28 protein-coding genes are annotated in these 25,929 nt (G+C 27.6%); 16 read left to right on the top strand and 12 right to left on the bottom strand.

All coding sequences use genetic code 11. The features are described from left to right. Positions 1–19: 19 nt before the first annotated feature. The 7 genes from rpsJ to ruvA all read right to left on the bottom strand — a co-directional run bounded on the left by rpsJ (position 20) and on the right by ruvA (position 6,035). On the bottom strand, positions 20–334 hold the full coding sequence (rpsJ, locus tag ATR_RS03750; protein ID WP_066154595.1) for a 30S ribosomal protein S10: 315 nt from the start codon (positions 332–334) through the stop codon (positions 20–22). Positions 335–524: 190 nt separating this feature from the next. After that, positions 525–1,748 (bottom strand): zinc ribbon domain-containing protein, encoded by a 1,224-nt coding sequence (locus tag ATR_RS03745; RefSeq protein ID WP_115428149.1) that lies wholly within the window; start codon positions 1,746–1,748, stop codon positions 525–527. 31 nt (positions 1,749–1,779) lie between these two features. Next, positions 1,780–2,268 carry an HIT family protein gene (locus ATR_RS03740; RefSeq protein ID WP_115428148.1) on the bottom strand — a complete coding sequence of 163 codons (489 nt, stop codon included), beginning with the start codon at positions 2,266–2,268 and terminating at the stop codon, positions 1,780–1,782. Positions 2,269–2,276: 8 nt separating this feature from the next. After that, the gene (locus tag ATR_RS03735) at positions 2,277–3,713 is read right to left on the bottom strand and encodes a Mur ligase family protein (protein WP_115428147.1); all 1,437 of its coding nucleotides are present in this window, start codon (positions 3,711–3,713) and stop codon (positions 2,277–2,279) included. Further along, a complete protein-coding gene (locus ATR_RS03730; protein ID WP_115428146.1) occupies positions 3,700–4,419 on the bottom strand; it encodes an alpha/beta fold hydrolase in 720 nt (239 codons plus the stop codon). Before ATR_RS03730 ends, ATR_RS03735 begins: the two co-directional genes overlap by 14 nt. A gap of 2 nt (positions 4,420–4,421) precedes the next feature. After that, positions 4,422–5,462: a D-alanine--D-alanine ligase gene (locus ATR_RS03725; protein WP_115428145.1), complete on the bottom strand. Its 1,041-nt coding sequence runs from the start codon at positions 5,460–5,462 to the stop codon at positions 4,422–4,424. A 15-nt stretch (positions 5,463–5,477) separates the two neighbouring features. Next, positions 5,478–6,035 (bottom strand): Holliday junction branch migration protein RuvA, encoded by a 558-nt coding sequence (ruvA, locus tag ATR_RS03720; protein ID WP_115428144.1) that lies wholly within the window; start codon positions 6,033–6,035, stop codon positions 5,478–5,480. A 129-nt stretch (positions 6,036–6,164) separates the two neighbouring features. Here ruvA and ATR_RS03715 point away from each other — a divergent pair, with 129 nt between their 5' ends. After that, positions 6,165–8,336 (top strand): methyl-accepting chemotaxis protein, encoded by a 2,172-nt coding sequence (locus ATR_RS03715; RefSeq protein WP_115428143.1) that lies wholly within the window; start codon positions 6,165–6,167, stop codon positions 8,334–8,336. Positions 8,337–8,353: 17 nt separating this feature from the next. Here the strand turns inward: ATR_RS03715 and ATR_RS03710 are convergent, their stop codons facing one another. From ATR_RS03710 to ATR_RS03690, 5 genes are read right to left on the bottom strand one after another with little or no spacing between them, the layout of a single operon-like run. Continuing rightward, complete coding sequence (locus ATR_RS03710; RefSeq protein ID WP_115428142.1) at positions 8,354–8,704, bottom strand: hypothetical protein; 351 nt, start codon at positions 8,702–8,704, stop codon at positions 8,354–8,356. Positions 8,705–8,759: 55 nt separating this feature from the next. Next, positions 8,760–9,824 (bottom strand): tRNA pseudouridine(13) synthase TruD, encoded by a 1,065-nt coding sequence (truD, locus tag ATR_RS03705; protein WP_115428141.1) that lies wholly within the window; start codon positions 9,822–9,824, stop codon positions 8,760–8,762. Between the two features lie 5 nt (positions 9,825–9,829). Continuing rightward, positions 9,830–10,672: a thiamine-phosphate kinase gene (locus tag ATR_RS03700; RefSeq protein ID WP_115428140.1), complete on the bottom strand. Its 843-nt coding sequence runs from the start codon at positions 10,670–10,672 to the stop codon at positions 9,830–9,832. A 48-nt stretch (positions 10,673–10,720) separates the two neighbouring features. Further along, on the bottom strand, positions 10,721–11,368 hold the full coding sequence (nth, locus tag ATR_RS03695) for an endonuclease III (RefSeq protein WP_115428139.1): 648 nt from the start codon (positions 11,366–11,368) through the stop codon (positions 10,721–10,723). Further along, a complete protein-coding gene (locus tag ATR_RS03690) occupies positions 11,365–11,775 on the bottom strand; it encodes a hypothetical protein (protein ID WP_115428138.1) in 411 nt (136 codons plus the stop codon). The genes nth and ATR_RS03690 overlap by 4 nt, the downstream gene beginning before the upstream one ends. 348 nt (positions 11,776–12,123) lie before the next feature. Here ATR_RS03690 and ATR_RS03685 point away from each other — a divergent pair, with 348 nt between their 5' ends. The 15 genes from ATR_RS03685 (at position 12,124) to ATR_RS03615 (ending at position 25,846) form a co-directional block, all read left to right on the top strand. Then, positions 12,124–12,417 (top strand): TrbC/VirB2 family protein, encoded by a 294-nt coding sequence (locus tag ATR_RS03685; RefSeq protein WP_115428137.1) that lies wholly within the window; start codon positions 12,124–12,126, stop codon positions 12,415–12,417. A gap of 14 nt (positions 12,418–12,431) precedes the next feature. After that, positions 12,432–15,194, top strand: a complete 2,763-nt coding sequence (locus ATR_RS03680) for a VirB4 family type IV secretion/conjugal transfer ATPase (protein WP_115428136.1) — start codon at positions 12,432–12,434, stop codon at positions 15,192–15,194. A gap of 9 nt (positions 15,195–15,203) precedes the next feature. Next, the gene (locus tag ATR_RS03675) at positions 15,204–15,671 is read left to right on the top strand and encodes a cag pathogenicity island Cag12 family protein (protein ID WP_115428135.1); all 468 of its coding nucleotides are present in this window, start codon (positions 15,204–15,206) and stop codon (positions 15,669–15,671) included. A 26-nt stretch (positions 15,672–15,697) separates the two neighbouring features. Beyond that, positions 15,698–15,892 carry a hypothetical protein gene (locus ATR_RS03670; protein ID WP_115428134.1) on the top strand — a complete coding sequence of 65 codons (195 nt, stop codon included), beginning with the start codon at positions 15,698–15,700 and terminating at the stop codon, positions 15,890–15,892. A 2-nt stretch (positions 15,893–15,894) separates the two neighbouring features. Beyond that, positions 15,895–16,611, top strand: coding sequence for a type IV secretion system protein (locus ATR_RS03665; RefSeq protein ID WP_115428133.1), 717 nt, complete (start codon positions 15,895–15,897; stop codon positions 16,609–16,611). A 99-nt stretch (positions 16,612–16,710) separates the two neighbouring features. Beyond that, positions 16,711–16,992 carry a hypothetical protein gene (locus ATR_RS03660; RefSeq protein ID WP_115428132.1) on the top strand — a complete coding sequence of 94 codons (282 nt, stop codon included), beginning with the start codon at positions 16,711–16,713 and terminating at the stop codon, positions 16,990–16,992. 56 nt (positions 16,993–17,048) lie between these two features. Further along, positions 17,049–17,981, top strand: a complete 933-nt coding sequence (locus ATR_RS03655) for a type IV secretion system protein (protein WP_115428131.1) — start codon at positions 17,049–17,051, stop codon at positions 17,979–17,981. Between the two features lie 138 nt (positions 17,982–18,119). After that, a complete protein-coding gene (locus tag ATR_RS03650; RefSeq protein WP_115428130.1) occupies positions 18,120–18,314 on the top strand; it encodes a hypothetical protein in 195 nt (64 codons plus the stop codon). After that, positions 18,311–18,997, top strand: coding sequence for a virB8 family protein (locus tag ATR_RS03645; RefSeq protein WP_115428129.1), 687 nt, complete (start codon positions 18,311–18,313; stop codon positions 18,995–18,997). Before ATR_RS03650 ends, ATR_RS03645 begins: the two co-directional genes overlap by 4 nt. Further along, positions 18,994–19,881, top strand: a complete 888-nt coding sequence (virB9, locus tag ATR_RS03640) for a P-type conjugative transfer protein VirB9 (RefSeq protein WP_115428128.1) — start codon at positions 18,994–18,996, stop codon at positions 19,879–19,881. Before ATR_RS03645 ends, virB9 begins: the two co-directional genes overlap by 4 nt. Continuing rightward, positions 19,871–21,109: a type IV secretion system protein VirB10 gene (gene virB10, locus ATR_RS03635; RefSeq protein WP_115428127.1), complete on the top strand. Its 1,239-nt coding sequence runs from the start codon at positions 19,871–19,873 to the stop codon at positions 21,107–21,109. The genes virB9 and virB10 overlap by 11 nt, the downstream gene beginning before the upstream one ends. Positions 21,110–21,112: 3 nt before the next feature. Then, positions 21,113–22,135, top strand: a complete 1,023-nt coding sequence (gene virB11 / locus ATR_RS03630) for a P-type DNA transfer ATPase VirB11 (RefSeq protein ID WP_115428126.1) — start codon at positions 21,113–21,115, stop codon at positions 22,133–22,135. Further along, entirely contained in the window at positions 22,119–23,957 is a 1,839-nt protein-coding gene (locus ATR_RS03625) for a type IV secretory system conjugative DNA transfer family protein (RefSeq protein ID WP_371273116.1), read from the top strand. The genes virB11 and ATR_RS03625 overlap by 17 nt, the downstream gene beginning before the upstream one ends. 130 nt (positions 23,958–24,087) lie before the next feature. Beyond that, complete coding sequence (locus tag ATR_RS03620) at positions 24,088–24,765, top strand: TrbM/KikA/MpfK family conjugal transfer protein (RefSeq protein ID WP_228254248.1); 678 nt, start codon at positions 24,088–24,090, stop codon at positions 24,763–24,765. Positions 24,766–25,099: 334 nt separating this feature from the next. Next, positions 25,100–25,846 carry a hypothetical protein gene (locus tag ATR_RS03615; RefSeq protein WP_115428125.1) on the top strand — a complete coding sequence of 249 codons (747 nt, stop codon included), beginning with the start codon at positions 25,100–25,102 and terminating at the stop codon, positions 25,844–25,846. Positions 25,847–25,929: the final 83 nt, after the last annotated feature.

Below are 25,929 nucleotides of genomic sequence, written 5' to 3'. Positions count from 1 at the left end.
CTTGTATTACCCTTTCTACTTATTCTTGACCCATTGATCTTACTTCAACATCAACCTCAGGAGCTAAGTCTAGTTTCATTAAAGAATCAACAGTATCAGCTGTTGCTGAAATAATGTCTATAATTCTTGAATGAACTCTAATCTCAAATTGCTCTCTTGAATCTTTGTTTACGTGAGGACCTTTGATAACTGTATATCTTCTGATTTTTGTAGGAAGAGGAATAGGACCTCTCAAATCAGCACCAGTTCTTTTAACAGCTTCAACTATTGAAGCAACACTTCTGTCTAAAACTCTATGATCATAAGCTTTAAGCTTTAATCTGATTTTTTCCATATATTTTTCCTTTAAAGAACTCGTTAGACACCAAAAAATGGCTCTAACCACATCAAGTGGACGCGGATTATAACTTAAGTTTGGTTAAATGTCAATAACTATGGGGCTTCTGAAAATAAATTCATTAATTTATTTCCTTTTAAAAAGGAACAAAAGAGTATTATTTGATACTTAGTAAGCTTGTATTAAGCTACACTTCTAATAGCTCTCCACAATTTTTGCAATAATCAAGCCCATAGATTGTGTAATTATTACAATTTTTACACTCAATATTTAGCCTATTTCTACACATTGGACAAAAGTTCATATTTAAATAAGAGACTTTACTTCCACACTCAATACAAGAGCTTATATTGTAAAATTTAATTCTAGTAATCTTATTTTTTTTATTACTCTCTAATTTTGATTTAAAATATTTTTGTAGTTTTATTATAGTAACTGTAAATATCAATATAAAAAGAATTATTAAAATATAATAAACTACAAAAGGTATCTCCAATCTATAAAAAAACTCTATTAACTCTTCAATAAATATTTTTGGTAAAAATTTATATATTATTGAGAATATTTGATAAATTGTTGGTATTAAAGATACTATTAAGAGATTTTTAAAAATAACATATAGTATATATTTTTCATTTTTTATATATCTTTTCATTAGATAAAAGAATCCAATTAAAAGAGGAAGTAAAAAAGCCAATTGAATAAAATCTACTTTATAGTAATAACTACTAAATGCTTCATTCTTATCATTAATGTACCCATCTTTTATTGAGTTTACATAAGAGACTAAGTCTTTTACACTATTTGATTCTGAAAAACTTAAATTTAATTTATTAATTTCATCTTTTATATCTGCATATTGAGCATTTAAAGTATCATATTTCTCTTTTATATTTATACTTGAAATATCATTTTCAAGTATAGAGTTATCACTATTTTGACTTGCAATTTTTTCAAATAAAACTGTATTATAGTTATCTCTTATATAATTCAAATCATCTTCAATCTTATTAATCTTTACATTTAACTCTTTTTTAGTTTGATTTAAAGCTTTAATATTATGATTTGTTTTTACACTATCAATTTTTTCTAAAAGAGTTTTACATCTATTATCTAACTCATCATTTTTTGAACTAATTGTTTTATAATATCCATCGTGCATATCAAAGTTATAGACATATTTTTGTGCTGAGAAATCATTGTAGTTTGAATTCATAGCACTACTACAAGATTGTGTATATTTCTGATATGGGCTATCTATAAAATTTGTTTGAAAGCTTAATCCTTCTTGGATTATCATATAAACAATAATATCTAAAACTATAATCAGGAATATTGTAGTTTTAGCCAATTTCTCTTTTGTAGAGTAGATAAAATTATTTTTATAAAACTCTTTTAGTATATTTTTCATTCTGTTCCTTATTGTTTATATTAAATTGCTATTAAAAAAAGTATTTATTAGAACTCTTTTTTAATCTTTTATATATCTCTTGAAAATCAGCTGAATATACTCTTGTTTGAGCAATTGTTGTAATAAAATTTGTATCTCCAATCCATCTTGGAACTAAGTGGTAGTGAACATGTTGCTCAATTCCAGCACCAGCTGCTTTTCCCAAGTTCATACCAATATTTACACCTTCACAAGGCATAATATCTTTTAGAAGTTTAACAGCCTCTCTTACTCTTTTTGAAACTCTTTGCCATATTATTTCATCTAAATCTTCAATATTTGAAGTGTGAAAATTAGGAACAACCATAATATGACCTGGGCTATATGGAAATTTATTCATTACAACATAGCAAAATTGATCGCTAAAGAGTACTTGATACTTCTCTTCATCCATATTTTTTAAAATATGGCAAAAAACACACTCTTTTATCTTCTCATCACTTACATATGAGTATCGCCACGGTGCATATAAGTGTTCCATTTTTTGTCCTATATAAAGTTTGGTGCATCATTTGCAAACAGTATTAAATCTCCACTCTTTGTAGTTCTTGCTAAAGTTGTTTCAAGCATTGTCTTATCTTTCAATACAAAAACTTTTTCTTCATTTATATTTGCTTTTAAAATATTTGCGTTTAAAGTTCCAGTTATTATTACAAAATCAAAAACCTTGTTTATCTGTTTTGCTAAAATAATATTTGCACTATCAGTAGATTCTACAAGACCTGGAGTTATTATTACTTTTCTTCCAATATATGTTGAAGAGATATTTATAGCTTCCAGCATACCTTCAAGATTTCCATTAAAGGAGTCGTCTATTATAATTTTTCCATTTGCCTCTATTTTTTGAAGCCTATGCTCTACTTGTGGCAAAGTTGCCATTGCTTCATTTATCTCCAAAACACTCATTCCTAAATGAGTAGCAACCAACACAACTGATGCTAAATTTATAGCATTAAAACTTCCTAAAATTGGAGCATAAAAATGCTCTACTTTTCCATTTAATTCCATATCAAACCAAAGCCCAGCAAGATTACTCTTTACTATATGAAGATTATTTGGGAACTCCTCTATTTTTTCACTTAAAACTGTATTTGCACTGCTATGAACAAATGCTTTTTGTAATCGTGGAGATAATAAAAGCTCCTTTTTTGTATTTTTGATATTTTCTAAAGTTTTAAAATATTCAATATGTTGTTCCCCAACACTTCCAATAACAGCAATCTGTGGTTCCAAAAAGTTTGCTATTGTTTTAATATCACCTTTTACTCTTGCTCCAGCTTCTGCTATATATATTTGTGTATCTTTTGGTAAATCTCTATTTACATCAAGAACAAGCCCAACTATTGTATTTACACTTCGTGGAGTTTTATATGTTTTAAAATTATTCTTTAATACATGATATAAAAAGTTTTTTATAGATGTTTTTCCATAAGATGCTGTAATCGCGACAATCTTTAAATCTTTGTTTTCTAATAATTTTCTTTTTGCTCTACTTTTTAAGATTAAGAAAAATATTTTCTCTATAATGTTTGAAATAATTAATGCAATAAAAATAGTCAAAAATAGAGTTACTCTTGCACAAAAATCATCATTTAAACATAGAGAAATTTGAACAAAAAGAGTTATTAATAAAATAGTCAAAAACCTTTTTACTCTACTTGTAAGTACCAAACTTCTATCAAGTCTTCTATTCCATAAAATAAAACTTACAAAATATAAAACAAAAAAGTATATATCAAAATATGGGCTAGGAATTAGAAAAAATAGAACTATAGGAGAGATAAAAAATGTTAAATGCCATTGCCATTTATGATGCTTAAATATTACTCTAGCTAATTTATAATTGTACCACTGTAAGTTAGTAATTAAATACCAACCCAAACTTATTACTAAAACAATTTTAGTAACTATACTAAGATATTCCATTTTCTACTCTTTCACAGATATTTTTTGAGTGCTTTAAGAAAAAATAGTGGTCACCATTATATGAGGTAAAAGTTGATTTTTTTATCAAATTTGCTATCTTTTCTCCAGATTTCAAAGATGTTGCACTATCCTCTTTTCCCCAAAAAACAAAAGCACTATTTTGAAAATTTGAAAAGTAAGAAGAGAAATCTTCATCTACAACATTTTTAAAAGTAGCATACATATTTTCACTCATCTTATCAACATCTTTGCTTCTAAAAATTTTTGTAAAGTTTTTTAAGCCTAATTTATTTAAAAGTTTTGCAAAAAATATTTTGAATTTTACATTTGTCGATTTTTCTTCTAAAATTCCAGCACTACTTAATAAAACTAAGTTTTTCGGATTTAATAATGTAGCTACTTTTCCACCAAAAGAGTGACCAAAAACTATCTCACAATTTGAGTTTATAGAGTTTAAAAACTCTTTTATGATTTTTGAATATTCTTTTGTAGTTAGTATATAATTATTTGAGCTTTTCCCAAATCCTGGCATATCAAGATAAATATGTCTATACTCTTTTAAATGGGAAGAAAATGCACTTTTCATAATATCTTTATTTGAACCCCAACCGTGTAGAAATAAAATATCTTCTGTTTTTGTAGGATTTATCAATTCATAAGATAAATCAAATTTTTTACCATCAAATGCAAGATTTTTAATAGCCAAATTTATTTTCCTTTTGCAACTTGGATTTTATTTACATACTCATAATTTATAGCTATCTCTTTTCTTTTTGGAAGAGTTAAAGCAACTTTTTTAAATAGTTCTTCAAAATCTGTAAACAAATAGTTTGCCATAGAGCCTGGAATTGAGTTTATTTCATTTAAGTAAACCTTCTCATCTACTACAAAAAAATCACATCTTATTATTGAACCTTCAAATAAAGTATTATAAAGTCTTTTAAAACTCTCTTTTATCTCTTGGTTTAATTTATCTCCTAAATCAACCTCTTTTGCTTTTGAAGTTCTTGAAAAATCTAAATATTTTTTGTCAAAATCTAAGAATTCAGCCTTTTGTGGCTCTTCAATAATTGAAAAAATAAACTCACCATTTACTTTTGTTCCAGCTAAATTGTACTCTTTAACTCCACTAATAAATGGCTCAATTATAATTGCATCATCAAATTCAAATGCAACATCTAAAGAGTAATCAAGCTCCTCTTTACTTTTCACAATAGCAACTCCTATAGAGCTTCCCAATTTTACAGGTTTTACAATAACTGGAAACATATCAACTTTTATATCATCATTTTTTGTATAATATTTGTAATCTAATACATTTACATCTACACTTTTTGCGTAACCTTTTGTAATAAACTTATTTGAACTAACTACACAAGCCTCAGTCCTTGGAGCTATAAAAGGGATATTATAAAAATCCAAAATAGATGATAATATACCATCTTCTCCATCTCCACCATGAGAGAGATTTAAAACTACATCAAAATCTATACTTTGTTCTTTTTTAAATAAGCCACTTATCTTATAAAAGCCACCCTTTTTAAAATAAGCTCTATCAAATTTTCTATACTCACCACTACTAAAAAGTTTTGAATTTATCTTCTGTGTAGGTATCTCATAAATATCTCTTTTTCCATCAATATAAAGATATATCAACTCATCTTTTAAAATATCTTTCATAGCAATTGAACTTACAATTGAAATCTCATGTTCAAAACTCAAACCACCAAAAAGTATCGCTATTTTCATACTATTTCCTTTTATCTATTTTTGTAATTTTCTAAGTGCTTCACGAACTAATTCAGAAGTAGTTGAACTCGTACAAGATTTTAAAGTTGTTGTTACAATATCTTTTTTAAATCCTAAACTCTCTAAAGCCAAAGCAGCTTCAATATTTATATTTGTAGCCTCATCACTACTTGCTCCATCTACAATAAATCCACTAAGTTCAACTAAAATTCTGCTTGCACCTTTAGGTCCAATTCCTGGAACTCTTTTTAACATATTTACATCATTTGAACTAACAATTTGTGCAAATGAACTAGGTGTAAAAGTTGAACAAATAGCAAGTGCAACTTTTGGTCCAACTCCATTTATTTTTATAACTGTATCAAATAGCTTTTTCTCATTATTGTCTAAAAAACCATAAAGGTTGTGTGCATCTTCTCTTATTATTTCCGTTATAAGAAGAGTTGTTTCATCAGAAATAATTTTTGAACTACAATTTAAAGATATGAAAACTTCATATACCACACCATTTACATTCAACCAAAGTACAGTTGGTTCCTTTTTTATAACTTTTCCAATTAATCCTACTATCAATCTATCTCTCTTTATATTTTATTATATTCATAATAATCATTGCTTAATTTAAGAAACTACTCTCTTATTTAATATTTTTTAAATGTTTTAAAGTATATAATAAATTCACTTAAAAATGAGGGATGCAATATGTTTGATTTTATTACAAAAAAGATTAGCAACAAGATTATCTTTGCACTGTTTTTACTAATGCTTATTAGTAGTTCAATTATAGTCTACTCAACAACAACAAAAGTAACAAAAGACTCTATAGCAAATGCAAAAGATAGTTTAGAGATGTTAAATGCTTCTATCTTTCAGACACTAAGAAATACTATGAATACAGGGGATCCCTCTCTAATTCAAAAAGCAGAAGATGAAGCAAGAGAAATTAGAGGTGTAAAAAACCTAACAGTTGCAAAAAGTAAAGCTCTAATGGAGCTATATGGGGTTACAACTCCATATACTACAAATCCTGAGATTTTAGAAAGTTTTAAGACAAAAGAAAACCAAATAATTCAGACAAATGATAAAAACGGTCACAATATTAGAATGATAAAACCTATGATTGCTACATCTGAATGTATGGCCTGTCATGCAAATCAAGAGATTGGAGATGTAATTGGAGTTATGGATCTTACTTTTTCTCTTTCAGAAACTGATGCAAAAATAAACTCTTTATTAAAAGAGATCTCTTTAACATCTACTATTTTAGGTTTGATTACTATTATTTTAATTTTCTTTATTGTAAGAAAAGCTACAAACCCAATAGAGAGTTTAAAAGAAGGATTTTCAAATCTACTTCACTCAAAAGATACAAATATAACTTTAAATGTAAAATCAGATGATGAGATAGGTGAAGTGGCTACCTTATTTAACTCATATATGCATAAAGTAAGAGATGGTTTAAAACAAGATGAAATTGTTATAGATGAAGCAAATGATGTAATAGAAAAAACAGCAAATGGTTTCTTTGTATATAGAGTACATAATACTGCATCAAACCATCATGTAGAAGATTTAAAAAATAAACTAAATTTAATGATAGAAAAGACAAAAGAGACTTTAGATAAGATAAATGAAGCTTTAAGAAATTATGCTGAATCGAAATATGATTATGTTTTAGAAGATGAAAATATTTTTGGTGATATGGGTTCTCTTGCAAGTGGTATAAAGTTAGTTGGAAATAATACTTCTGAACTTTTAGCAATTGTTATGAATACTGGTAACTCACTAAAAGATAGTACACAAGAACTATCTTTATCTTCAAATAGGTTATCAATCTCATCAAATGAACAAGCAACAAGTTTGGAAGAGACAGCTGCTGCGCTTGAAGAGATTACAGCTACTATAAAGGCAAATACTCAAGCAACTAATTCTATGTCAAACTTAGCTCAAGAGTTAAATAATTCTGCAAAAAAAGGGCAAGAACTAGCTAATCTTACAGCGAAATCTATGGATGAGATTAATAAAGAGGTAAGCTCTATAAATGAAGCTATTGAAGTAATCGACCAAATTGCTTTCCAAACAAATATTCTTTCACTAAATGCAGCAGTAGAAGCAGCAACAGCAGGAGAAGCTGGAAAAGGTTTTGCAGTTGTTGCACAGGAAGTAAGAAATCTTGCAAGTAGAAGTGCAGAGGCTGCAAGGGAGATAAAAGATATAGTAGAAAAAGCAACTTCAAAAGCAAATCATGGAAAAAATATAGCAAATAATATGATAGATGGTTATAATGAGTTAAGTAGTAATATTTCAAATACTATTACAACAATAAAAACAGTAACAACAGCTTCAAAAGAACAAGAAATGGGAATAGTTCAAATAAATGATGCAGTTAATCAATTAGATGACTCTACACAAAAGAATGCAAAAGTATCTGAAGAAATTCTAGATATGGCAAATAAAATTGCTTCTATGTCTAGCTCTTTAGTAACTGCTGCCTCAAGAGCTTCTTTTATAAAAGAGAGTTTAGATAAAGTTTGTGACGTTGATCTTGTTTTTGATACAGCACTTTTAAAAGTAAACCTTCTAAAAAACAAAGATAGTGTTTACTCAAGACTAGGAGATAATGAAGACTTCAAATTAGAAAATCTTGATTTAGTTCAAAAGTGGTTAGAAAATATTAATACAAAAAATAGTGAAGATAAAATTGAAACTATTAAAACTTTAGATGTAGAGTTTAAAAACTCACTTGAGAACCTAATCTCTTCAAATCATCAAAGAAATGGAAATGATAGCTTAAAATCAGCTGCCAATAAAGTAGAAAATAGTACAAATAGTATTTTTAAAGCTCTTGATAGTGTAAAATGTAAAAAGGCTTAAAACCCTTTTTACAACTTTTATTGCATACTTTTTATTAAAGCTTCTAACTCTTCTTCATTTAAACTATCCTCTGTAGGATTTATTGTTTTTGCACTTGGAGCTAAATTATATTGTGATTTATCAATATCATTCTTATCACAAACAAAATTCACAACTCTCTCTATTTTTTGTCTATGTAAATCTTGCCTTTGTAAGAAACCATAGATATTTGAAAGAGTATCTTCTAGCCTCTGCTTTTTATGTCTTGGCATATCAATATCACTTATTAAATCTTCTATATCCTGACTACTATCAAAAATTCCCTGAGCATCATTTTCAGTCTCTTTTATAACCTCACAAAGTTCCGTTATCAGCTCTTCGTATCTCATTTTAATTCCTTGTGTTTATATTAAACTTGATACTAACCAAAAATTGCTTAATTTTTTAGTGCAATATTTCAGCTATAAGCTCTGTTGCGTATGAACCTTTTGGAAGATAAAAATTTAACTCCATATGGTTTTTATCCTCTTTATAGTTACTCTCTAAATTTTCAGGAAAAATAAAAGCAAATCTTCTAGCACCATCTTCAGCCATTTCTACATCAAACTCTTTTTCAATACTTTGTGCAAAACCTTCAGATTTTTTTACTCTTTTTCCGCATAAAAGCCCTGTTGGAACTCTATCTTTTTCAAAGAATTTTTGACTTTCAACTTCTAAATCATCTATTATGAAAATTTTTCCAAAGGGATAATGGCTTAATAAATCTCCAGTTATTATTTTAAAAGGATGAGGCTCTTTTTTTGCTCTTTTTACTTCTTCAAGAGAAAGATTTAGTTTTTCAAAAATCTCTTTTGGTTCAAAAGCTTCTATTAGTTTTGATATTTCAATTCTTTTCGATAACCACAAATTAAATAGATAACTTTGGTAAGCATTTATAAACATCTGTTTTAAATTTCTATTTCTCTCTTTTAATTCACCTTTTACAATTTTTTCGCCTTTTTTATAATTTTCACCATCTATACCAAATCTTTGAAACCCAAAATAATTTGGCATTCCAAAAGTAGCAATTTTTCCTAATGCCTCTTCTATTTTTTGTTTTTCAACAAGCCCAACTCTTTTTAATCTAATAAAAAAATTATTTCCTTTTAAATGCCCTATTTTTATCTTATTATTGTGATATGTTGTTTCAAGAATTTTTATATTTTCATGTGCAAAGTTTTTCAAAGCATCTTCATATTTTCTATGTATTGAAAGATGTTGAACAGTCATTGCATTTTTATCTTTTAATCCTGCATATCCAAACTCTCTTGAGCTACATTTTAAGTAGTTTGCCAAAATCTCTATTGCATCCCAAGTTGCTAAGTCTTTTTTTCTAAGCTTTAAAACTAAATGCTCTCCCTCGCCACTAAACTCATAAAGTGGCACTTCATTTACCACAAAATCATCTTTGCTTTGTTTAAATACCACATCAATTTTTGAGTGGTTTAGAAATCTTTGTAGTTGCACGATTATCCTTAATTTTTAAAATGGTGGTTTGGAAAACTACTTTTGTAGCTTCCTTTTACTGCTTTTGCAATAATATTTAATTTTACTCCATACTTTTTTGCAATATTATCAACTTTTTTTAGATTTTTAGAGTTTACAGAGAATAAAATCTCATACTCTTCTCCTGAAGTTCCAACTTCCTCTTTTATCTCTTTAAAAAAAATAAACCCTTTATTTGAAGCCTTTGAAAGTTTCTCCAAATCCAAAAAAAGTCCATCACTTATATCCATACTAGCATTTATATATTTTGCCGCTTCATAGAAAAAATCTGCTCTTAAAGTTGGCTTTATAAATTTAGATGTTTTCTTAATCTTTTTTCCATTTAAAAGTGCTTTTAAATCTTTTTTACTCTCTCCCAATTTTCCAGTATAACAAATATAATCATCTATTTGTACACTATTTCTATATTTTGGCTCTTTTGTTTTTGAGATAATTGTTATACTAATATCGAGTTTAGAGTTTTCAATAGTATCTCCACCAATAATCTCAAAATCAAAATCATCTGCTGCTTTTTTAAATCCACATGCAAGAGCTTTTAAATCTTCATTTGTATATGTATTTGGAATTGCTATTGAAATTAATGCATATTTTGGTTTTGCATTCATAGCTATTGCATCTGAAATATTTACAAGCATTGATTTATAAGCAATTTGTTTTAAAGATATAATACCTTTATCTATCCACTCTTTTTTAAAGTGTACATTTTCAAAAAAAGCATCCATAGAGTAAACATAACCATCGATAAAAGCTCCATCGTCACCATTATATTTACTATTTGATATTTGGTTTATAAAAAAATCTTCTTTATTCATAAAGCGAAGTGTAGCAAAGTTTTGCAAAATATATTTAGATTTTAAAATTTAACTAGGTTTAAAACTGCTTTTAGTTTTACAAACTTGTGGGAAATAGCACTTATCACACTCTGGTTTTACAGCTTTACAAATATATCTTCCAAATAAAACCATAGCTTGATGAAAAATATGCAAATCATCGCCTTTTAGCTTTTTCACAAGTTCAGCTTCTGTTTTTTCCACATTTTTCTCATAACTAAGTCCTAGTCTATGAGATACTCTAAAGACATGAGTATCAACAGCCATAAGATTCTCTTGTTTGTACTCAATCATAAAAACATTTGCCGTTTTATTTCCAACACCCGCTAGTTTTATTAACTCTTTTTGGTCATGTGGAATATCTCCACCATAATTTTCAACAACGCTTTTTGCCATTTTTATAATATTTTGTGCTTTGTTGTTAAAAAAAGAGCAAGAGTTTATAAGTTTTTTTACATCATCAAGATTTGCAAGGCTTAGCTCAAAAACATTTGGATATTTTGCAAAAAGTGCTGGAGTTATTATATTTACTCTTTTATCTGTACATTGAGCTGATAAAATAATGGCTATTAGTAATTCATAGTCATTTTTATAGTCAAGCTCTGTAACAGCATCGCTATAATGCTCTAAAAATGCCTCTTTTATAACTTTTATATCATCTTTTGTTGCTTTTTTCACTTTTTAAAGCACTCCTCTTTTAAGCTATCAAAGTTTACAAAAATATATTCATCTCTTATTTTATGAATTTCAACATCTTTTATACTACATAAAAATTCACTATCTTCTTTTAAAACTGTATATATAAATTTATATACAAACTTATCTTTACTACTCACAACTTTATTGTTTAAAAGCTCATAATCTAAGCTTTTTATTTTAGTTTTATGTTCTTGTTCATATTTTTCTATAAACATATTTGGAAGATAGTTATCTTTTTTATTTTCATAATATAAAAAACCAATTGTTGCCATAAAAATAGTTAAAAGAAGTATATAAAACTCTCTTTTTTCAAATCTCTCATTTATTTTATAAATAACAACAGTTGCAATAACAAGCAAGATAGAAACTATTATAATAATTTGCATTTTAAACCTTTTTGATAATTAAATTCGATTATATCAAAGCTTTGCAAAATTTATAAATAATTAATAAAAAATTAATTGTAGATAAAAAAATATCTATATTAAATAAAATAGATACTACTCAAAATAGCACCCTTACAAGCTTTTAGAGATTTATTTAATATATAAAAACTCAAATTTAATATATCAATTATGCACAAAATAAACACACTAAGTTTAATTTGATTTAGTTCTATATTCTCTATGTTTAGTGATTTAGAATTAAACAAAGTTAAATAGAACTTGAAAATATAATCCATCTTTAGTGGATCAATTTTTTCAAGTTCTAAAATCACAAAAAAGGAAAATAAGATGTTAGGAAAGAAAAAAATCAATTTAGTGTTGATGTTAATGTTGTTGGTGTTACCAAACTTAGTTTTTGCAAGTGCAATTAATACAGATGGTGCATTTAATGTTATGGAAGCTATAAAATTAGCTTTGTTCGCTGTTGCTGGTATTACTATAACAATTTTAATTGCTTATGTAGCTTTTAAAGTTATGCACCAAGGGCGACCAATTGATGAAATGACAAAAATTATTGTTGGAGCTGGTTTATTAGCTTCTGCTTCTGCAATTGGTGGAGCTTTTGCTTCTTTTGTAAGCTAAAAAAGGTTTGAACTATGGCAAAACAAGTTGAAATCCTTTTTAAAGGTATGACTAGACCAGCAATGCTTTTTGGTGTTCCGATTTTGCCTTTAATTTCAGTTTTAGCTCTTATATCTTTTGTTTCAGTTTGGACAAATATTATGTATATATTGGTAGCTATACCAATAGTTTTAATAATGCGATTTATAGTTACCTTTGATGATTTTATGTATAGCATATTATTTCAAAGTTTTAAACTAAAAACACCATCTTTAAATAAAAAATATTACGGAGTTAAAACATTTTCAAGTATGGAGTATAGAAAAATGAGCAACAAAGTTGATTATCCTATACTTTCAATTTTGGGATTAAATTCTAATCCCTCTTTTGAAAAGTATATACCATATTCATCATTATTAGATGATTCTCTTGTATTAACAAAAGAATATCAATTAATTAGCAGTTGGGAAATAAAAGGAATTGCTTTCGAAGTAGAGAGTGAAGAGAATCAAGATTCTATAAACAAGATGTTAGCAAATATTTTTTCTGCTTTTTCGAGTGAGCCTGTATCTTTTTATTTTCATAGTGCTAGGCACGATGTAGATACACATTTAAAAGCTAACTATGAGAATAAATATTTACAAGAAATCAATGATTTATATTTTAAATCTTTTACAGCTGGAAGTAGTAAGGCTACAAATTTGTATCTTACAATGATTTATAATCCTTTTTTGAATAGTACAGATAAAAGCAAATTTTTAAGTTTGAGCTCAAATAAATTTCAAAATGAACTTTTAAATTTTATGACTAAGTTTAAAGATTATTCAAATAGGCTTGAAGCTAATTTATCAAGATTCAATGCAAGAAAATTAGGTGTGTATCAAGAATATGGGAAAAAGTATTCTACACAATTAGAATTTTATAACTATCTAATAGGTGGAAAATTCTTAAAAACAAGGGCTTTAAATGCTCCTTTAAATGAGTATTTAATTGGTGGATTGAAAAATATACAATTTGCTGGTGATTTAGTGCAACTAAACTATACAACAAGTGATAAAAAATTTGCACAAATAATTGAAATAAAAGATTATTGTTCAACAACATTTTCAGGTATCTTAGATACTTTAATGTATTTAGATGTGAACTATACAATTACTCAATCATTTACACCGTTACAAAGAAGCAAAGCAAAAGAGAAGTTAAAAAAACAAAAGAAACATTTTCAAGCTAGTGAAGATGATTCAATTACACAAGCTGAACAGTTTGATATTGCTTTAGATAGATTAACAAATGGTGATTTAGCTTTTGGTGATTATCATTTTTCAATTACAGTATTTGGAAATGATTTAACAGAGGTTAAAAGCAATACAAATAAAGTGATAACAAATTTACAAGATGTTGGTTTACAGGTTAGTTTAGCTGATTTGGCTCTACCATCTACATATTTTGCACAATTTCCAACAAATTATGCTTTAAGACCTAGAGTGAGCTTAATAAATAATGAAAATTTTGCTAGTTTAATAGCTCTTCATAATTTCCCAAAAGGAAGAGAGAATAATAATTGCTGGGGTGAAGCTGTAACGGTACTAAAAACACCATCTAAACAGCCTTATTACTTCAACATTCACGCTGAAAAAAGTAAAAATGATTTTGGTGATTTTACTCTTGGAAACTTTTTGGTAATTGGTCAATCAGGTGGTGGAAAAACAGCCTTTTTGCAATTTTTAAATAATCAACTTTTAAAATTTGCTGATAAAAGTACATTTCCAACAAATATCCCTGAAAATCTTAAAAAAATGACTTTAGTTTATCTTGATAAAGATTATGGAGCAATGGCAAACATTTTAAGTGCTGGTGGAAGATATATCACTCTTCAAAATGGAGTTCCAACAGGATTTAATCCTTTTGCAATTGAAAGCAATGATAATAATAAAAGAAGTTTACAAATATTAATGAAAATACTTGTAACAGCAAATGGTGAAACTTTAAAAACAAGTGAAGAAAAAGAGCTAACAAATGCTATTAATTTTATTATGGATTATATTCCCAAAGAGGATAGAAAGTATGGGATTTCATTACTTTTGGAAAATCTAACAGATGATAATAGCGATGATAACTCTTTAAAACAAAGATTTTCATTATGGAAAAAAGGTGCAAAATACGGGTGGGTTTTTGACAATGAAAATGATTTGCTTGATTTTCCTGATGATATTAATTTCTATGGAATAGATGGAACAGAGTTTTTAAATGACCCTGATATATCAGCTCCTTTAAGTTTCTATATTTTAATGAGAGTTACTTCATTAATTGATGGTAGAAGATTTGGACTTGGAATTGATGAGTTTTGGCAATGGCTTGATAATCAGCTTATTCAAGATGAAGTTTTTAATAAATTAAAAACGATTAGAAAAGAGAACGGATTTATTGGTATGGCTTCACAAAGTGTTGAAGATGTACTTAAATTAAAAATTGCTAGAGCAATTGTTGAACAAACATCAACACATATATTTTTCCCAAATGAAAAAGCAAATGAAGATGATTATGTAAAAGGTTTAAGTTGTACTTTTGAAGAGTATCAAATAATAAAAGGATTTAATCCAGCAAGATACCCTTTTTTAGTTAAAAGAAGCAAGGAAGTTGCGATTGTTAATTTAGATTTATCAACTCTTGGCAAAGAGAATATCTCAATAATATCAACAGGAGCAGTACATACTGACAAGGTAAGCGAAATATTTTCAAAAGAGATTCCTCTTGAAAAGAAAGTAAATGAGCTTAGAAATTATTATAAAAACATATAAGGATAGAAAATGACAAAAAATACAGCAATTAGAATGTTATCAGCTTTAGCTTTTAATTTAGGAGTTTTAACAACTATTGGTTTTATGATGTCGGGTTGTTCTGATAAGATACCTGATGCCGAGCCTGTAAAGTGGCATAAAGATAGTGCATTAACTATAAATCAAGAGTTTTTGCTTACAAAAGAGTTTAAAGTACCAAAAGACCCTCATTTAAAAAATCAAAATTGGACTTTTCAAGCAACAGCTGAAAAAGTTGGAAAATATTTATTTAAAAATGAAGATTTAGTAAAAATCTTTTTAGTTGCTCACAATTCAAATGAGATAATAATTATTGGAAGAGGTGATTTAATTAAAGAGTATCAAAAATACTTTTTAGATAATCAAGTAACAGCAAACATAACTTTACAAGAAGTAAATCCTGTTCAAAAAGATTTTTCAAAAGTAAACATTATGTTTTTTAACAACTTAAATAAATAAAATTTTACCAATGTAAAAAAATGGAAATGAAAAAAGATACAACTAAAGAGGAATTAAAACCATATAGAGTTGTTTTTAATGGCGATTGGAATAATTATGAAGAGTTTGATAATTTAGAAAAAGCAGAGAATTTTGCAAGTAGATATACTGGTGCAAAAATAAAACCTAATTTCAAACCAAAAGAAAAAAAACATTCAAAAAATCAAGATATGGAGAAATAAATATGAAAAAATATCTACTTAGTGCCGTTTTAAGCACTCAATTATTATTCAGTTCAGGAATACCAACAGTTGATGTTCTTGCTATTGCTCAAACTTTAGCTCAAAACATCAAAGAGATAGCAGAGTGGAAAGAAACAGCCGAAAGATGGAGTGATACAGCTTCGCACTACTCTAGCCAATTAACAGCTTATGAAAATGAGCTTATGAGTAAAACGGGGATTCGTGATAGTGTTGGATTTGTAAAAGATTTAAACAGATTACAACAATATGCGAAAGTATATGGTGATGATTATTTGGATTTAGCTAAAGCTATGGCAAACCCTAGTTCAAATATTGGGAATTTATCAAGAAGTTTATTTCAAAAATATAATATTTTTGATAGATGTGAAAATCAAATTTACAAAGATTGGCAAAAAGAAAACTGTAAATTGAATCTTCAAAGAGAAGTTACACAAATTGCAACAGTTCAAGAAACTAAAAAGATGGTGGATACATCAGCAGAAAATTTAGAAAAGTTATCTAAAAGAGTATCAAGCTCACAAGATATAAAAGATAGTCAAGACATAGCAAATGCAATTAATATGGAAATGGCTCAAATGCAAATTATCCAAATGAAAATTGATATGATGGAAAAAAACAATCAAGCTATGGCAAGAGCAGAACAGGAGCAACAAAAAAGAGAAATTTACTCTACTTTAGGAAAAGTTCCAAAATATTAATTAATATTAACTAATATTTATTAATATTTATTAATACACAATTAATACATAATTTTATGATATTATTCTTGTATATTAATTAACATAAGGAAAAACAAAATGAAAAAAATAGTTATTGGAACAGCTTTAGCACTAGCACTTTTATTAAGTGGTTGTAGTGAAAATGTAAATGATAAAGCAAAAGTTGAATTTAAAGAAACGATGTTATCAATAAAGCCTGAAAATTATTTCAAAGAATGGACTGAAACTAAAGCTATGTTTGAAAAAAAATATGGTCAAGATGTAAATGTATGGTTTGAAGAACTAAAAGAAACAAATGAATGGAAAGCTTTAGCAAATAAAGCTAAACAAAAAACAGTTGGGAAAATCCCAACTTATTAAAAACTATATTAGGAGTTTAAAATGAGAAAAAACAAATTTAAAAATAAGTTGAAAGTATGGGATTCTTTGAATCCATAGGAAATTGGATAGATTCTTTTTTTGATTTTTTAGTTGCTTCTTCAAATACAGAGGTGGTCGAAATATTGACCTCTCTTATAGGTATTACAATCACTTTACAAATTATGTTTAAAGCTTATCAATCTTTCGCTGGTAAATCAAATGAGCCTTTAAGGGAACTTATTTGGGATATTACTATAAAAATGTTGGTTGTTGGTGTTGCTTTAAACCTAAATGGCTATTTAGATACCATCAAAATTGGTATGGAAAATCTACACAATATAATGTCGGGAAATACAAATTTATATTCAGCCCTAGATGAAAAATTCAATGAAACTGTAAAGTTAATTACTGTTATTTCTGAAAAATATTCTTTTTGGGATAGTGGCTCATCTGTCGCGGGAACAGTCTTAGCAATAATTTTGGTTTTCTTAGGCTTCTTATTGGGGATTATTCCATCATTTTTAATCGTTGTAATTACAGGAACAACATTAAAAATATTAATGCTATTAGCTCCTTTAGTTATATATAGTTGGGTATATCCTTGGTTTAGAAATGTATTCACTCAATGGCTACAAATATTTATAACTAATCTTTTAACGGTTTTTGTTGTTGGGCTTATGTTAAGTCAATTTTCACAAAAATATGGCGACCATATAGCAAAAGCTCAATCTAGTGTTACAGATGGGTACGATATTCTTGCTATTGGATTTCAAAGTTTGGTGATGGGATTATTATTATTTGGTTTAATAAAAATCGCTGTTGAAATTGCCGATAAGATTGGAACTGTTAGTATAGAAAGATTGGTACAAAGTGGTGTGACTGGAAGTCAATCAGCACCATCACAATATAAACAAAGTGCTGGAAACATTAAACAAGCTGTTGAACAATTTAAAGATTATAGACAATCTAAAGTTGCAAAACCTACTTAAACGGATTTAGAAAAGATATATAAAGGTAGAGCTTTTAAGTTCTGCCTTTTTTTATGTCTGATTTTTTGTAAAAAACAATAATTAATATTTATTAATGTTAATAGATATTAATAAATATTTAAAAAAAGGGAAAACAAAATGAAATATATAGTTTTAGGATTTTTACTGCCTTTATTTTTTATTGGTTGCACAAACAATAAAAATGTTTCAGCTGCATCAAATGTAACAAATGAAGTGAGTAGTAAAAAAATATTTAGTGAAAATGATAATTGGTTACCAATTAACAAAAATACAGATTTTCAAAATGTAAAAAATGACAAGGTGGTAAAATGAAAACTAAGTATGTAACAGATGATAACTTTGATAAAAGCAATGCTTTAGATTTTGAAACATCAAGAAGTTATCTAATTAATAAAAGTAATAAAAGAGCTTGGCTCGTTGCTATTATATCATTATTCGTAACTGTTCTTTTGGTTATTGCGATTGTTGTAATGTTGCCTTTAAAAAGGGTTGATGTTGTTGCTGTTAAAGTGGATAAAAATGGATTTGTTGAAGTAGTTACAAATTTACAAGAACAAGTGATGAAAACAGATGAAGCAATAGATAAACACTTTATAGCTAGATATGTAAAAACTAGAGAACAATATTATTATAATACTCTAAACCAAGATTATGAAAGAACTCAAATGCTTTCAAGCAAATTAGTTTCAGATAGTTATATTAAATTTATGACTGCCGATAAAACAGGAAGATATGAAACTTTGAAAAATAAGTTTGAAATTGAAGCCGAAATTTTATCTATTGTGTTAAACGATAGTAATGGAACTAAGACAAGCACAATCAGAGTTCAAACTAAAGAAAAAGATTTAACTACTAGCAATACAAAAGAAAACATAAAAGTAATTACTTTAACTTATGATTACTTGCCTATGAAGCAAAATTCAAAGTCAAGACTTGAAAATCCTTTAGGATTTGTTATTAATTCATATAGAATAGATGAGGAAATAAAAGAATGAAAAAATTAATTTTAGCTACTTTGATTGGAGCTTCTTCTCTTTTGGGGATAGAAATTCCAAAACCTACAATTTTTGATAAAAGAGTTGTATATACTGATTTTAATAAAGATGATGTATTTCAAATATATGGTAAAAATGGATATACAACAGTTGTTCAATTTGCACCTGATGAAGTTATACTTGATATGGCAAGTGGATTTTCACAAGGTTGGGATTTTCAAGATAGAAGAAATTATATTTTTATTAAACCAAAATCTTATGAATCAACTTTTGCCGTTGATGAATTTGGTGAAACTGTTAATAAAAAATCTATAATTGAGCCAACTCCTGATGAGTGGAAAACAAATTTAATAGTTTTAACAAACAAGAGAGAATATATATTCAATCTTGATTTGAATGTTGAACAAAATAGTTTTTTCAAATTTACATTTAGTTATCCAGCAGATGAAAAAGCAAAAGAAGATATGCAACTAGCTTTAATGAAAAAAGAAGTTGAAAAGCAAGAGGTACAAACTGAATTAAACCGAACAGCTATTCCTAGAAATTGGGATTATTATATGAATATTAATCCTGAAAGTGAAAATATTTCGCCCTCGTTCGCATACGATGATGGACAATTTACATATTTAGGATTTGATAGTACAAAAGATATTCCATCTGTATTTTTATATGAAAATGAAAAAGAGAGTATTTTAAATAATCATATTAAAAAAGAGGGAAATTATGATGTTTTAGTTATTCAAAAAACAGCTAAACAGATTGTTTTAAGAAGTGGAAAAAGAATTGTTGGAATTTTAAATAAGAGCTTTGGAGTTAATACTCTTGAAGAGCCAAAAACAACAAATTCACCATTAATCAAAAGAGAGGTGATAAATGCAAAATAATCAGGAAAATAATCACAATGAAGAAAATCAATACCAACAGGAAAATCAAGTAAATCATAATTTTCAAAATCCAAATTTTGGCAATAACTCTTCAAATACTGATTTAGTTGGAAATAAAAATTCAACTGTTAAAAAAATCCAATTTTATGTTGGTATGATAATTGGAGCAATAATTATTCTTTTAATTATTGTTACTTTACTTAAAAATGTTTTAGGTGGAAAAGAGGAAAAAGATGTTAAAGAGGTTGAAGCAACAAATGTTAAAAGCTTTAAAAAAGTTGATTTACCTAAAGAAGAGCCACAACAAAACCCTTTTGCAACAAATCAAGAACAGCAAAATCCTTTTCAGGCAGAAGAAGAGGATATTTTTTCAGCAGTTTCAAAAGTTACTCCTCCAAAACCACAAATTATTAAGGGTACATCAGGAACGATGGTTAATAATCAAAATGGTGGTGGGAAAACAGGTACAAATAGTAAGAGTACAGTTTATGATTCACAAATTGATGATTTAGAAAAACAAAAAGCACATTTTTTACAAATGGAGCAAAATTTCAATAAACAACAAGGAAGTGGTGGAGCAGATTTTAGTGGTGATACTTATAGCCCAATGGTTGCTAAATTAAATGAATTTAATCCTGATTTACTTTTACCAAAAGGTAGTTATATTGGTTGTTCTCTTGATACAAGATTTGTTTCTGCAATTGCTGGAAGTACATCTTGTACAATTAGCCAAAATGTTTATTCTTCAAATGGAAATGTTTTATTGATTGAAAAAGGCTCTAAGCTTTTTGGAACTTATAAAGGCGACCAAGCAAACGATGGAACATCAAGATATTTTGTAGTATGGCAAGAGGTAAGAACTCCACAACATTTAAGAATTCCTCTTAATAGTGGTGCTAGTGATGAACTGGGTGGTGCTGGTTTAGAGGGTGAAATCGACCATAAATGGTTAATGAGATTTGGAAGTTCAATAATGCTATCAGCAGTTGATGATTTATTCAATGTTTTAGCTTCTGAACTTACTAGCAATAAATCAAATAATAATTCAGGTACTCAAATTGATTATACTGAAAATTCAAGGGATAATGCTTCAAACATCGCTTCAATTGCTCTTGAAAAATTCATAAATATCAAACCAACTGTTTATAAACAACACGGTGATTTAGTTGGTGTTTATGTAAATCGTGATGTTGATTTTTCACAAGTATATAAATTAACAAAGAAGTAAAAAATGAATAAAGATACAGAAAATAAATCAAGGTCTTTAGAAATAAAAACTAAACAATTATTTAGTAAATATTTAGAAGATGATAGTATAAATGAAATTTGTTTTAATGGTGATGGAAGTATTTGGACACAAAACAGTCAAGGAATATGGAGTGAAGATAAAAGAGAGATAAGCAATTCTGAAATGATGTCTTTTGGAACTCCACTTGCAAGTTTTAAAGAAGATGTTTTAAAAGCAAATAAACCGATATTAAGTGCTAGTTTAAATGATGGTGAGAGAGTTCAGGTTATTATCTCACCAGCAACAAAAAAAGGTAAAGTATCAGTAACTATAAGAAAACCATCAAAAGTAAGATATACCTTTGAAGATTTTAAAAAGCAAGGTTTAATTAAAGATTATAACTATGTTTATGACCCTAATTTTAGTGATGAACAATTGCTTGAAGCTTCTTTTAAAAAAGAGGATTGGGCTATTTTCTTACCACTAGCAGTTAAATATGGTTTAAATTTGGTAATTGCTGGAGCTACGGGAAGTGGAAAAACTACATTTATGAAATCTTTAATTGATTTTATACCACTAGAAGAGAGATTAATCACTATTGAAGATACAGAAGAGATAACTTTTCATAATCATAAGAACTTTGTTCAGCTCTTTTATCCAAGTGAAGCTAAAGAGGGCGACCCTGTTACAAGTGCGACTTTATTAAAAAGTTGTCTTAGAATGAAGCCTGATAGAATACTTCTAGCAGAGTTAAGAGGTGGCGAAACATACGATTATTTGAATGTTTTAAATAGTGGTCACGGTGGAAGTATTACATCAATTCACGCAAATAGTTCAAAAGGAGCTTTTACACGACTTGCTTTGATGATTTTACAAAATCCACAAGGACAAAAGTTACCTTATGAAATTATTGAGAAAAATCTAAAAGATGTTATTGATGTTGTAATTCATATCAAATGTAAAAATGGTGTAAGATATTTTAGCAAAGGTTATTATAGAGGTATTGAAAATGAAAAATCTGAATAAAAAAAGTATTTTGTTTTTTTTGTTTTCTGTTTTATTTTTCACTTACCTTTCAAGTGGTCTTTTAATCTTTTTTTTAAACGGTTATTTTAGTTTTAATCTTTTTAGCCAGATAGCCAATAATTATGATTTAACATTTACTTACAAGTCTATAACAAGAAATTATCCTAGAGTTTGGGAGTCAATTTTTTATTGTTTCTCTTTTTGGAGTATAGCAATTGGTCTTTTAATGTATTTTGGTAAAAATAAAAAAAGTCTACACGGTGAAGCTAGATTCTCAAATAAACAAGAAATTGAAAAGATGGGATTATTGCAAGATAAAGGTTTAGTTGTTGGCAAATTAGACAATGGAAAACTATTAAAATGGAAAAGTAGTGAGTTCTTAGCTTTAGGAGCTCCTACAAGAAGTGGTAAAGGGGTTGGTATTGTTATTCCAAATTTAATGGAATGGGAAGAAAGTTGTGTTGTTCTTGACATTAAACAAGAATGTTTCGATTTTTCAAGCAAATATCGTAGGGATATTTTAGGTCAAGAAGTTTATTTGTTTAATCCTTTTGACTTTAGAACTCATAGATATAATCCTTTGACATATATTGATTTAATGAATGAAACAACAAGGGATAATGATTTACTAGATTTTGTAAATTTGCTTTATCCAGCAGATGGTGATAGTACAACAGTATTTTTTAATCAATTGGCACAAAATCTTTTTATTGGACTTGCTTATCTTTATAGGGATTTAGCTTTAACCGAAAAAGGTCAAGAATTTTTGAAAGAAAATGAGCTTTCCCTTGAATGGTCAATGTGTGGTTTATTGAATTTAAGTGCTGGATTTAATCTAACAATTCAAAATGAAGAGGAAGAAGAAGAGGACACAAAAATTTCAGGTCTTGATGAAACTTTTGAATACTTAGAGCATTTAGAATTGGTTTCTAAAGGAACTAAAGAAAAATTAGAGAGTTATTTCTCAATAGATAGTCAAAATACAAAATCAGGGGTAATGAGTAGTTTCAATGCTCCTTTAATGATTTATAGAAATCAGCCAATTACAACAGCAACAGCAAAAAGTGATTTTGATTTAAGAGATTTAAGAAAAAAGAAAATGACTATTTTTATAGGTATTACTCCTGATAAATTAGCAATCGCAAGACCAATTTTAAATATCTTTTTTTCGCAGTTACTTAGTGTAAATACTAAAGAGTTACCCCAAAAGAATCCTGAATTAAAATATACTTGCCTTTTACTCTTAGATGAGTTTACAAGTATTGGAAATATGCCGATACTTAAAAAAGGTGTTTCATATATTGCTGGTTTCCATTTAAGAATTTTAATGATATTTCAAGCTTTATCACAACTTGAAGCACAAAAACCTGATGGTTATGGGAAAGATGGTGCAAATACATTACTTCAAAATATGGGTGTTAAGATTTATTATACACCTAATGAATTTGAAGAAGCCGAAAAAATATCTAAAAGATTGGGTGATACAACTTATAAAGCAGTTTCAAAATCATATAATCACGGAAAAATGCTTGAAGCTGGTAGCTCTTCGCATTCTGTTAGTGAACAAAGAAGAGCCTTAATGCTACCACAAGAATTGATGGAGTTACCACAAAGTAAAGCTCTATTAATGATGAATTATCAAAAGCCAATTTTATGTAATAAAGCCTTTTATTATAACGATGAATATTTTATTAGTAAATTTAGACAAGTTTCACCATATATGAGAAATATAAAAAATCCAACTCATAAAGATTGGGAAAAAATTCTCCAATTAAATGAAACTAATATTGATATTCCAGTTCAAACAATGAATGTAGCTTAAAAATACATAGACCAATTTTAATTGGTCCAGGTATTAAATCAAAAGAACTTGAAAAATATAATCCATCTTTAGTGGATCAATTTTTTCAAGTTCAAAATCACAATCTAAAATCACAAAAAGGAAAATTAAAATGTTTAAGAAAATTGCATTAACTCTTTTATTGAGTAGCTTTGTTTTTAGTTCAGAAAATTCAGATAATTCGAGTAGTCCATCTGATATGCTAACAGGTGATACAAAATTAGCCTGTGAAGCAATTTTGTGTTTAAGTTCAGGACAAAGACCTGATGAATGTAATGAGAGTATTCAAAAGTATTTTAGTATCAAAGCTAAAAAACCACAAGATACAATCAAAGCAAGACAAAATTTTTTAAATCTTTGTCCTGTTGATGGTGCTGATAAAAAAGATGAGAAATTCGCAGATTTAAGAGATAATGTTTTACCTATGACTGATGGTAGAGAATGTACAGCAGAAGCATTAAATCAAAGAATAGAAGTTGATAGTTATGAAAGTTTAGGTAAATATTATACAGCTTACAGAGTAAACCCAACTGTACCAAGTCAATGTAACTCTTTATATAATCACTCTTATACAGATATAAAAAGACCTATTTATAAATGTACAGGTGAATTTTACACTCAATTAGAATGGGATTTAAGTTCTAAATTACAGCAAATTTCATATTCAGAATATAGAAATTTACCATCAAATTTACAACATACTATTTATTATAGTGATAGTGATTCAGGTGGTTATACAGTATATTACAAAAAAGTTCCATTTTCAAAAACTTGTTGGTTTAAAAACTAATACCCAATAAGCCCTTTTGGGCTTATTAATAACTAAAGGTAAGGCTTTTATAAAGCTTTACCTTTTTTTATACCTAAAAATTGGTGCAATAAAACAATAGCCAAAATTTATAAAAATACATTAATAATAAAGTACTCGGTAAATATTGCTTAAATATCGTTGTTTACCAACAAACTCAAATTAAAAAAATTAAATAAATCTTTATTCAAATGGAGGTGTGATATGTGAAAATAATTTATTAAATAAATATAAAAAAGTGATTGGTGAAGCTTAAAAAGTTTTAGATTATAGAGTAACTCGATGATTAGTCGATGATAAACAAAAAAGGAAAATTATGGCATTTGTAGAATTAACAAAAGAGGAAAACCCAAAATTAGCAGTTCAAGTGAACAACAGCTTAAAATATCAAGATAAAGATGGAAATTTAAAAGATAGACAAAAACCAACAGCTTTACTTGATATAGTAAGAGAAGCTTCAAGTGTTGCTGGAATGGATAAAGGTGCAGTTATGTTATCTTTAAATACTGAAAATGGTTTTAAAAACTATTTTGTAAATAAAAACAAAAATGAAGATATTGTTTTAGCCCCTATGGATAAAGCTTTACAAAGTAACAAAGATGAGTATATTTACTTCAACAAAAAAGTAAATACAAATGAACCTGATAAATACTTTTATAGTATGAGTAAATCAGGAAATGCTGAAAAAATTGTTGATAGCATAAAAGTAAATACAACTGATAAATCTGCTTATTTAGGTGCAAGAGTTACATTATCAAACAAAGACTTACTGCAAGATATGATTAAATTTGAAAATGATTCAGGTGAAAAATCTGTTGCAACAATTGGTAAAGATACTCTAAAAATTGAAACAATGGCTGAACTTCAAGCTAGAAGAGAAACTTTAAAAAATCAAGAACAAAATAAATCAAAAGATATTCCTGTTGAAGTTCAAGATAAAAATGGAAATGTAGTTGAAAAAACTACAACTCCAAATGCTAAAGCTAAAAGTAGTGAAGATAAAAAAAAAGCCTTTAAACCACAAAGTAAATCAAAATCAAAAGAGCAAGATATAGAGAGATAATCTCTATATCATATAAAGGGCTTTAGAATGAAAAAATATAAAGAAAAAACAAATATACCCCCTAATCCCCAAAAACAAAGAAC

The organism is Aliarcobacter trophiarum LMG 25534 (assembly GCF_003355515.1).
Taxonomy (GTDB): domain Bacteria; phylum Campylobacterota; class Campylobacteria; order Campylobacterales; family Arcobacteraceae; genus Aliarcobacter; species Aliarcobacter trophiarum.
The sequence above is the reverse complement of the archived record's forward strand: the minus strand, read 5'-3'. Positions and strand labels throughout refer to the sequence as shown.

What these genes read in the sequence shown, in the direction of transcription:
- rpsJ (WP_066154595.1), bottom strand. Translation starts at nt 334, where the DNA reads ATGGAAAAAATCAGATTAAAGCTTAAAGCTTATGATCATAGAGTTTTA.
- ATR_RS03745 (WP_115428149.1), bottom strand. Translation starts at nt 1,748, where the DNA reads ATGAAAAATATACTAAAAGAGTTTTATAAAAATAATTTTATCTACTCT.
- ATR_RS03740 (WP_115428148.1), bottom strand. Translation starts at nt 2,268, where the DNA reads ATGGAACACTTATATGCACCGTGGCGATACTCATATGTAAGTGATGAG.
- ATR_RS03735 (WP_115428147.1), bottom strand. Translation starts at nt 3,713, where the DNA reads ATGGAATATCTTAGTATAGTTACTAAAATTGTTTTAGTAATAAGTTTG.
- ATR_RS03725 (WP_115428145.1), bottom strand. Translation starts at nt 5,462, where the DNA reads ATGAAAATAGCGATACTTTTTGGTGGTTTGAGTTTTGAACATGAGATT.
- ATR_RS03715 (WP_115428143.1), top strand. Translation starts at nt 6,165, where the DNA reads ATGTTTGATTTTATTACAAAAAAGATTAGCAACAAGATTATCTTTGCA.
- ATR_RS03710 (WP_115428142.1), bottom strand. Translation starts at nt 8,704, where the DNA reads ATGAGATACGAAGAGCTGATAACGGAACTTTGTGAGGTTATAAAAGAG.
- ATR_RS03700 (WP_115428140.1), bottom strand. Translation starts at nt 10,672, where the DNA reads ATGAATAAAGAAGATTTTTTTATAAACCAAATATCAAATAGTAAATAT.
- ATR_RS03690 (WP_115428138.1), bottom strand. Translation starts at nt 11,775, where the DNA reads ATGCAAATTATTATAATAGTTTCTATCTTGCTTGTTATTGCAACTGTT.
- ATR_RS03685 (WP_115428137.1), top strand. Translation starts at nt 12,124, where the DNA reads ATGTTAGGAAAGAAAAAAATCAATTTAGTGTTGATGTTAATGTTGTTG.
- ATR_RS03680 (WP_115428136.1), top strand. Translation starts at nt 12,432, where the DNA reads ATGGCAAAACAAGTTGAAATCCTTTTTAAAGGTATGACTAGACCAGCA.
- ATR_RS03675 (WP_115428135.1), top strand. Translation starts at nt 15,204, where the DNA reads ATGACAAAAAATACAGCAATTAGAATGTTATCAGCTTTAGCTTTTAAT.
- ATR_RS03670 (WP_115428134.1), top strand. Translation starts at nt 15,698, where the DNA reads ATGAAAAAAGATACAACTAAAGAGGAATTAAAACCATATAGAGTTGTT.
- ATR_RS03665 (WP_115428133.1), top strand. Translation starts at nt 15,895, where the DNA reads ATGAAAAAATATCTACTTAGTGCCGTTTTAAGCACTCAATTATTATTC.
- ATR_RS03660 (WP_115428132.1), top strand. Translation starts at nt 16,711, where the DNA reads ATGAAAAAAATAGTTATTGGAACAGCTTTAGCACTAGCACTTTTATTA.
- ATR_RS03655 (WP_115428131.1), top strand. Translation starts at nt 17,049, where the DNA reads ATGGGATTCTTTGAATCCATAGGAAATTGGATAGATTCTTTTTTTGAT.
- ATR_RS03650 (WP_115428130.1), top strand. Translation starts at nt 18,120, where the DNA reads ATGAAATATATAGTTTTAGGATTTTTACTGCCTTTATTTTTTATTGGT.
- ATR_RS03645 (WP_115428129.1), top strand. Translation starts at nt 18,311, where the DNA reads ATGAAAACTAAGTATGTAACAGATGATAACTTTGATAAAAGCAATGCT.
- virB9 (WP_115428128.1), top strand. Translation starts at nt 18,994, where the DNA reads ATGAAAAAATTAATTTTAGCTACTTTGATTGGAGCTTCTTCTCTTTTG.
- virB10 (WP_115428127.1), top strand. Translation starts at nt 19,871, where the DNA reads ATGCAAAATAATCAGGAAAATAATCACAATGAAGAAAATCAATACCAA.
- virB11 (WP_115428126.1), top strand. Translation starts at nt 21,113, where the DNA reads ATGAATAAAGATACAGAAAATAAATCAAGGTCTTTAGAAATAAAAACT.
- ATR_RS03625 (WP_371273116.1), top strand. Translation starts at nt 22,119, where the DNA reads ATGAAAAATCTGAATAAAAAAAGTATTTTGTTTTTTTTGTTTTCTGTT.
- ATR_RS03620 (WP_228254248.1), top strand. Translation starts at nt 24,088, where the DNA reads ATGTTTAAGAAAATTGCATTAACTCTTTTATTGAGTAGCTTTGTTTTT.
- ATR_RS03615 (WP_115428125.1), top strand. Translation starts at nt 25,100, where the DNA reads ATGGCATTTGTAGAATTAACAAAAGAGGAAAACCCAAAATTAGCAGTT.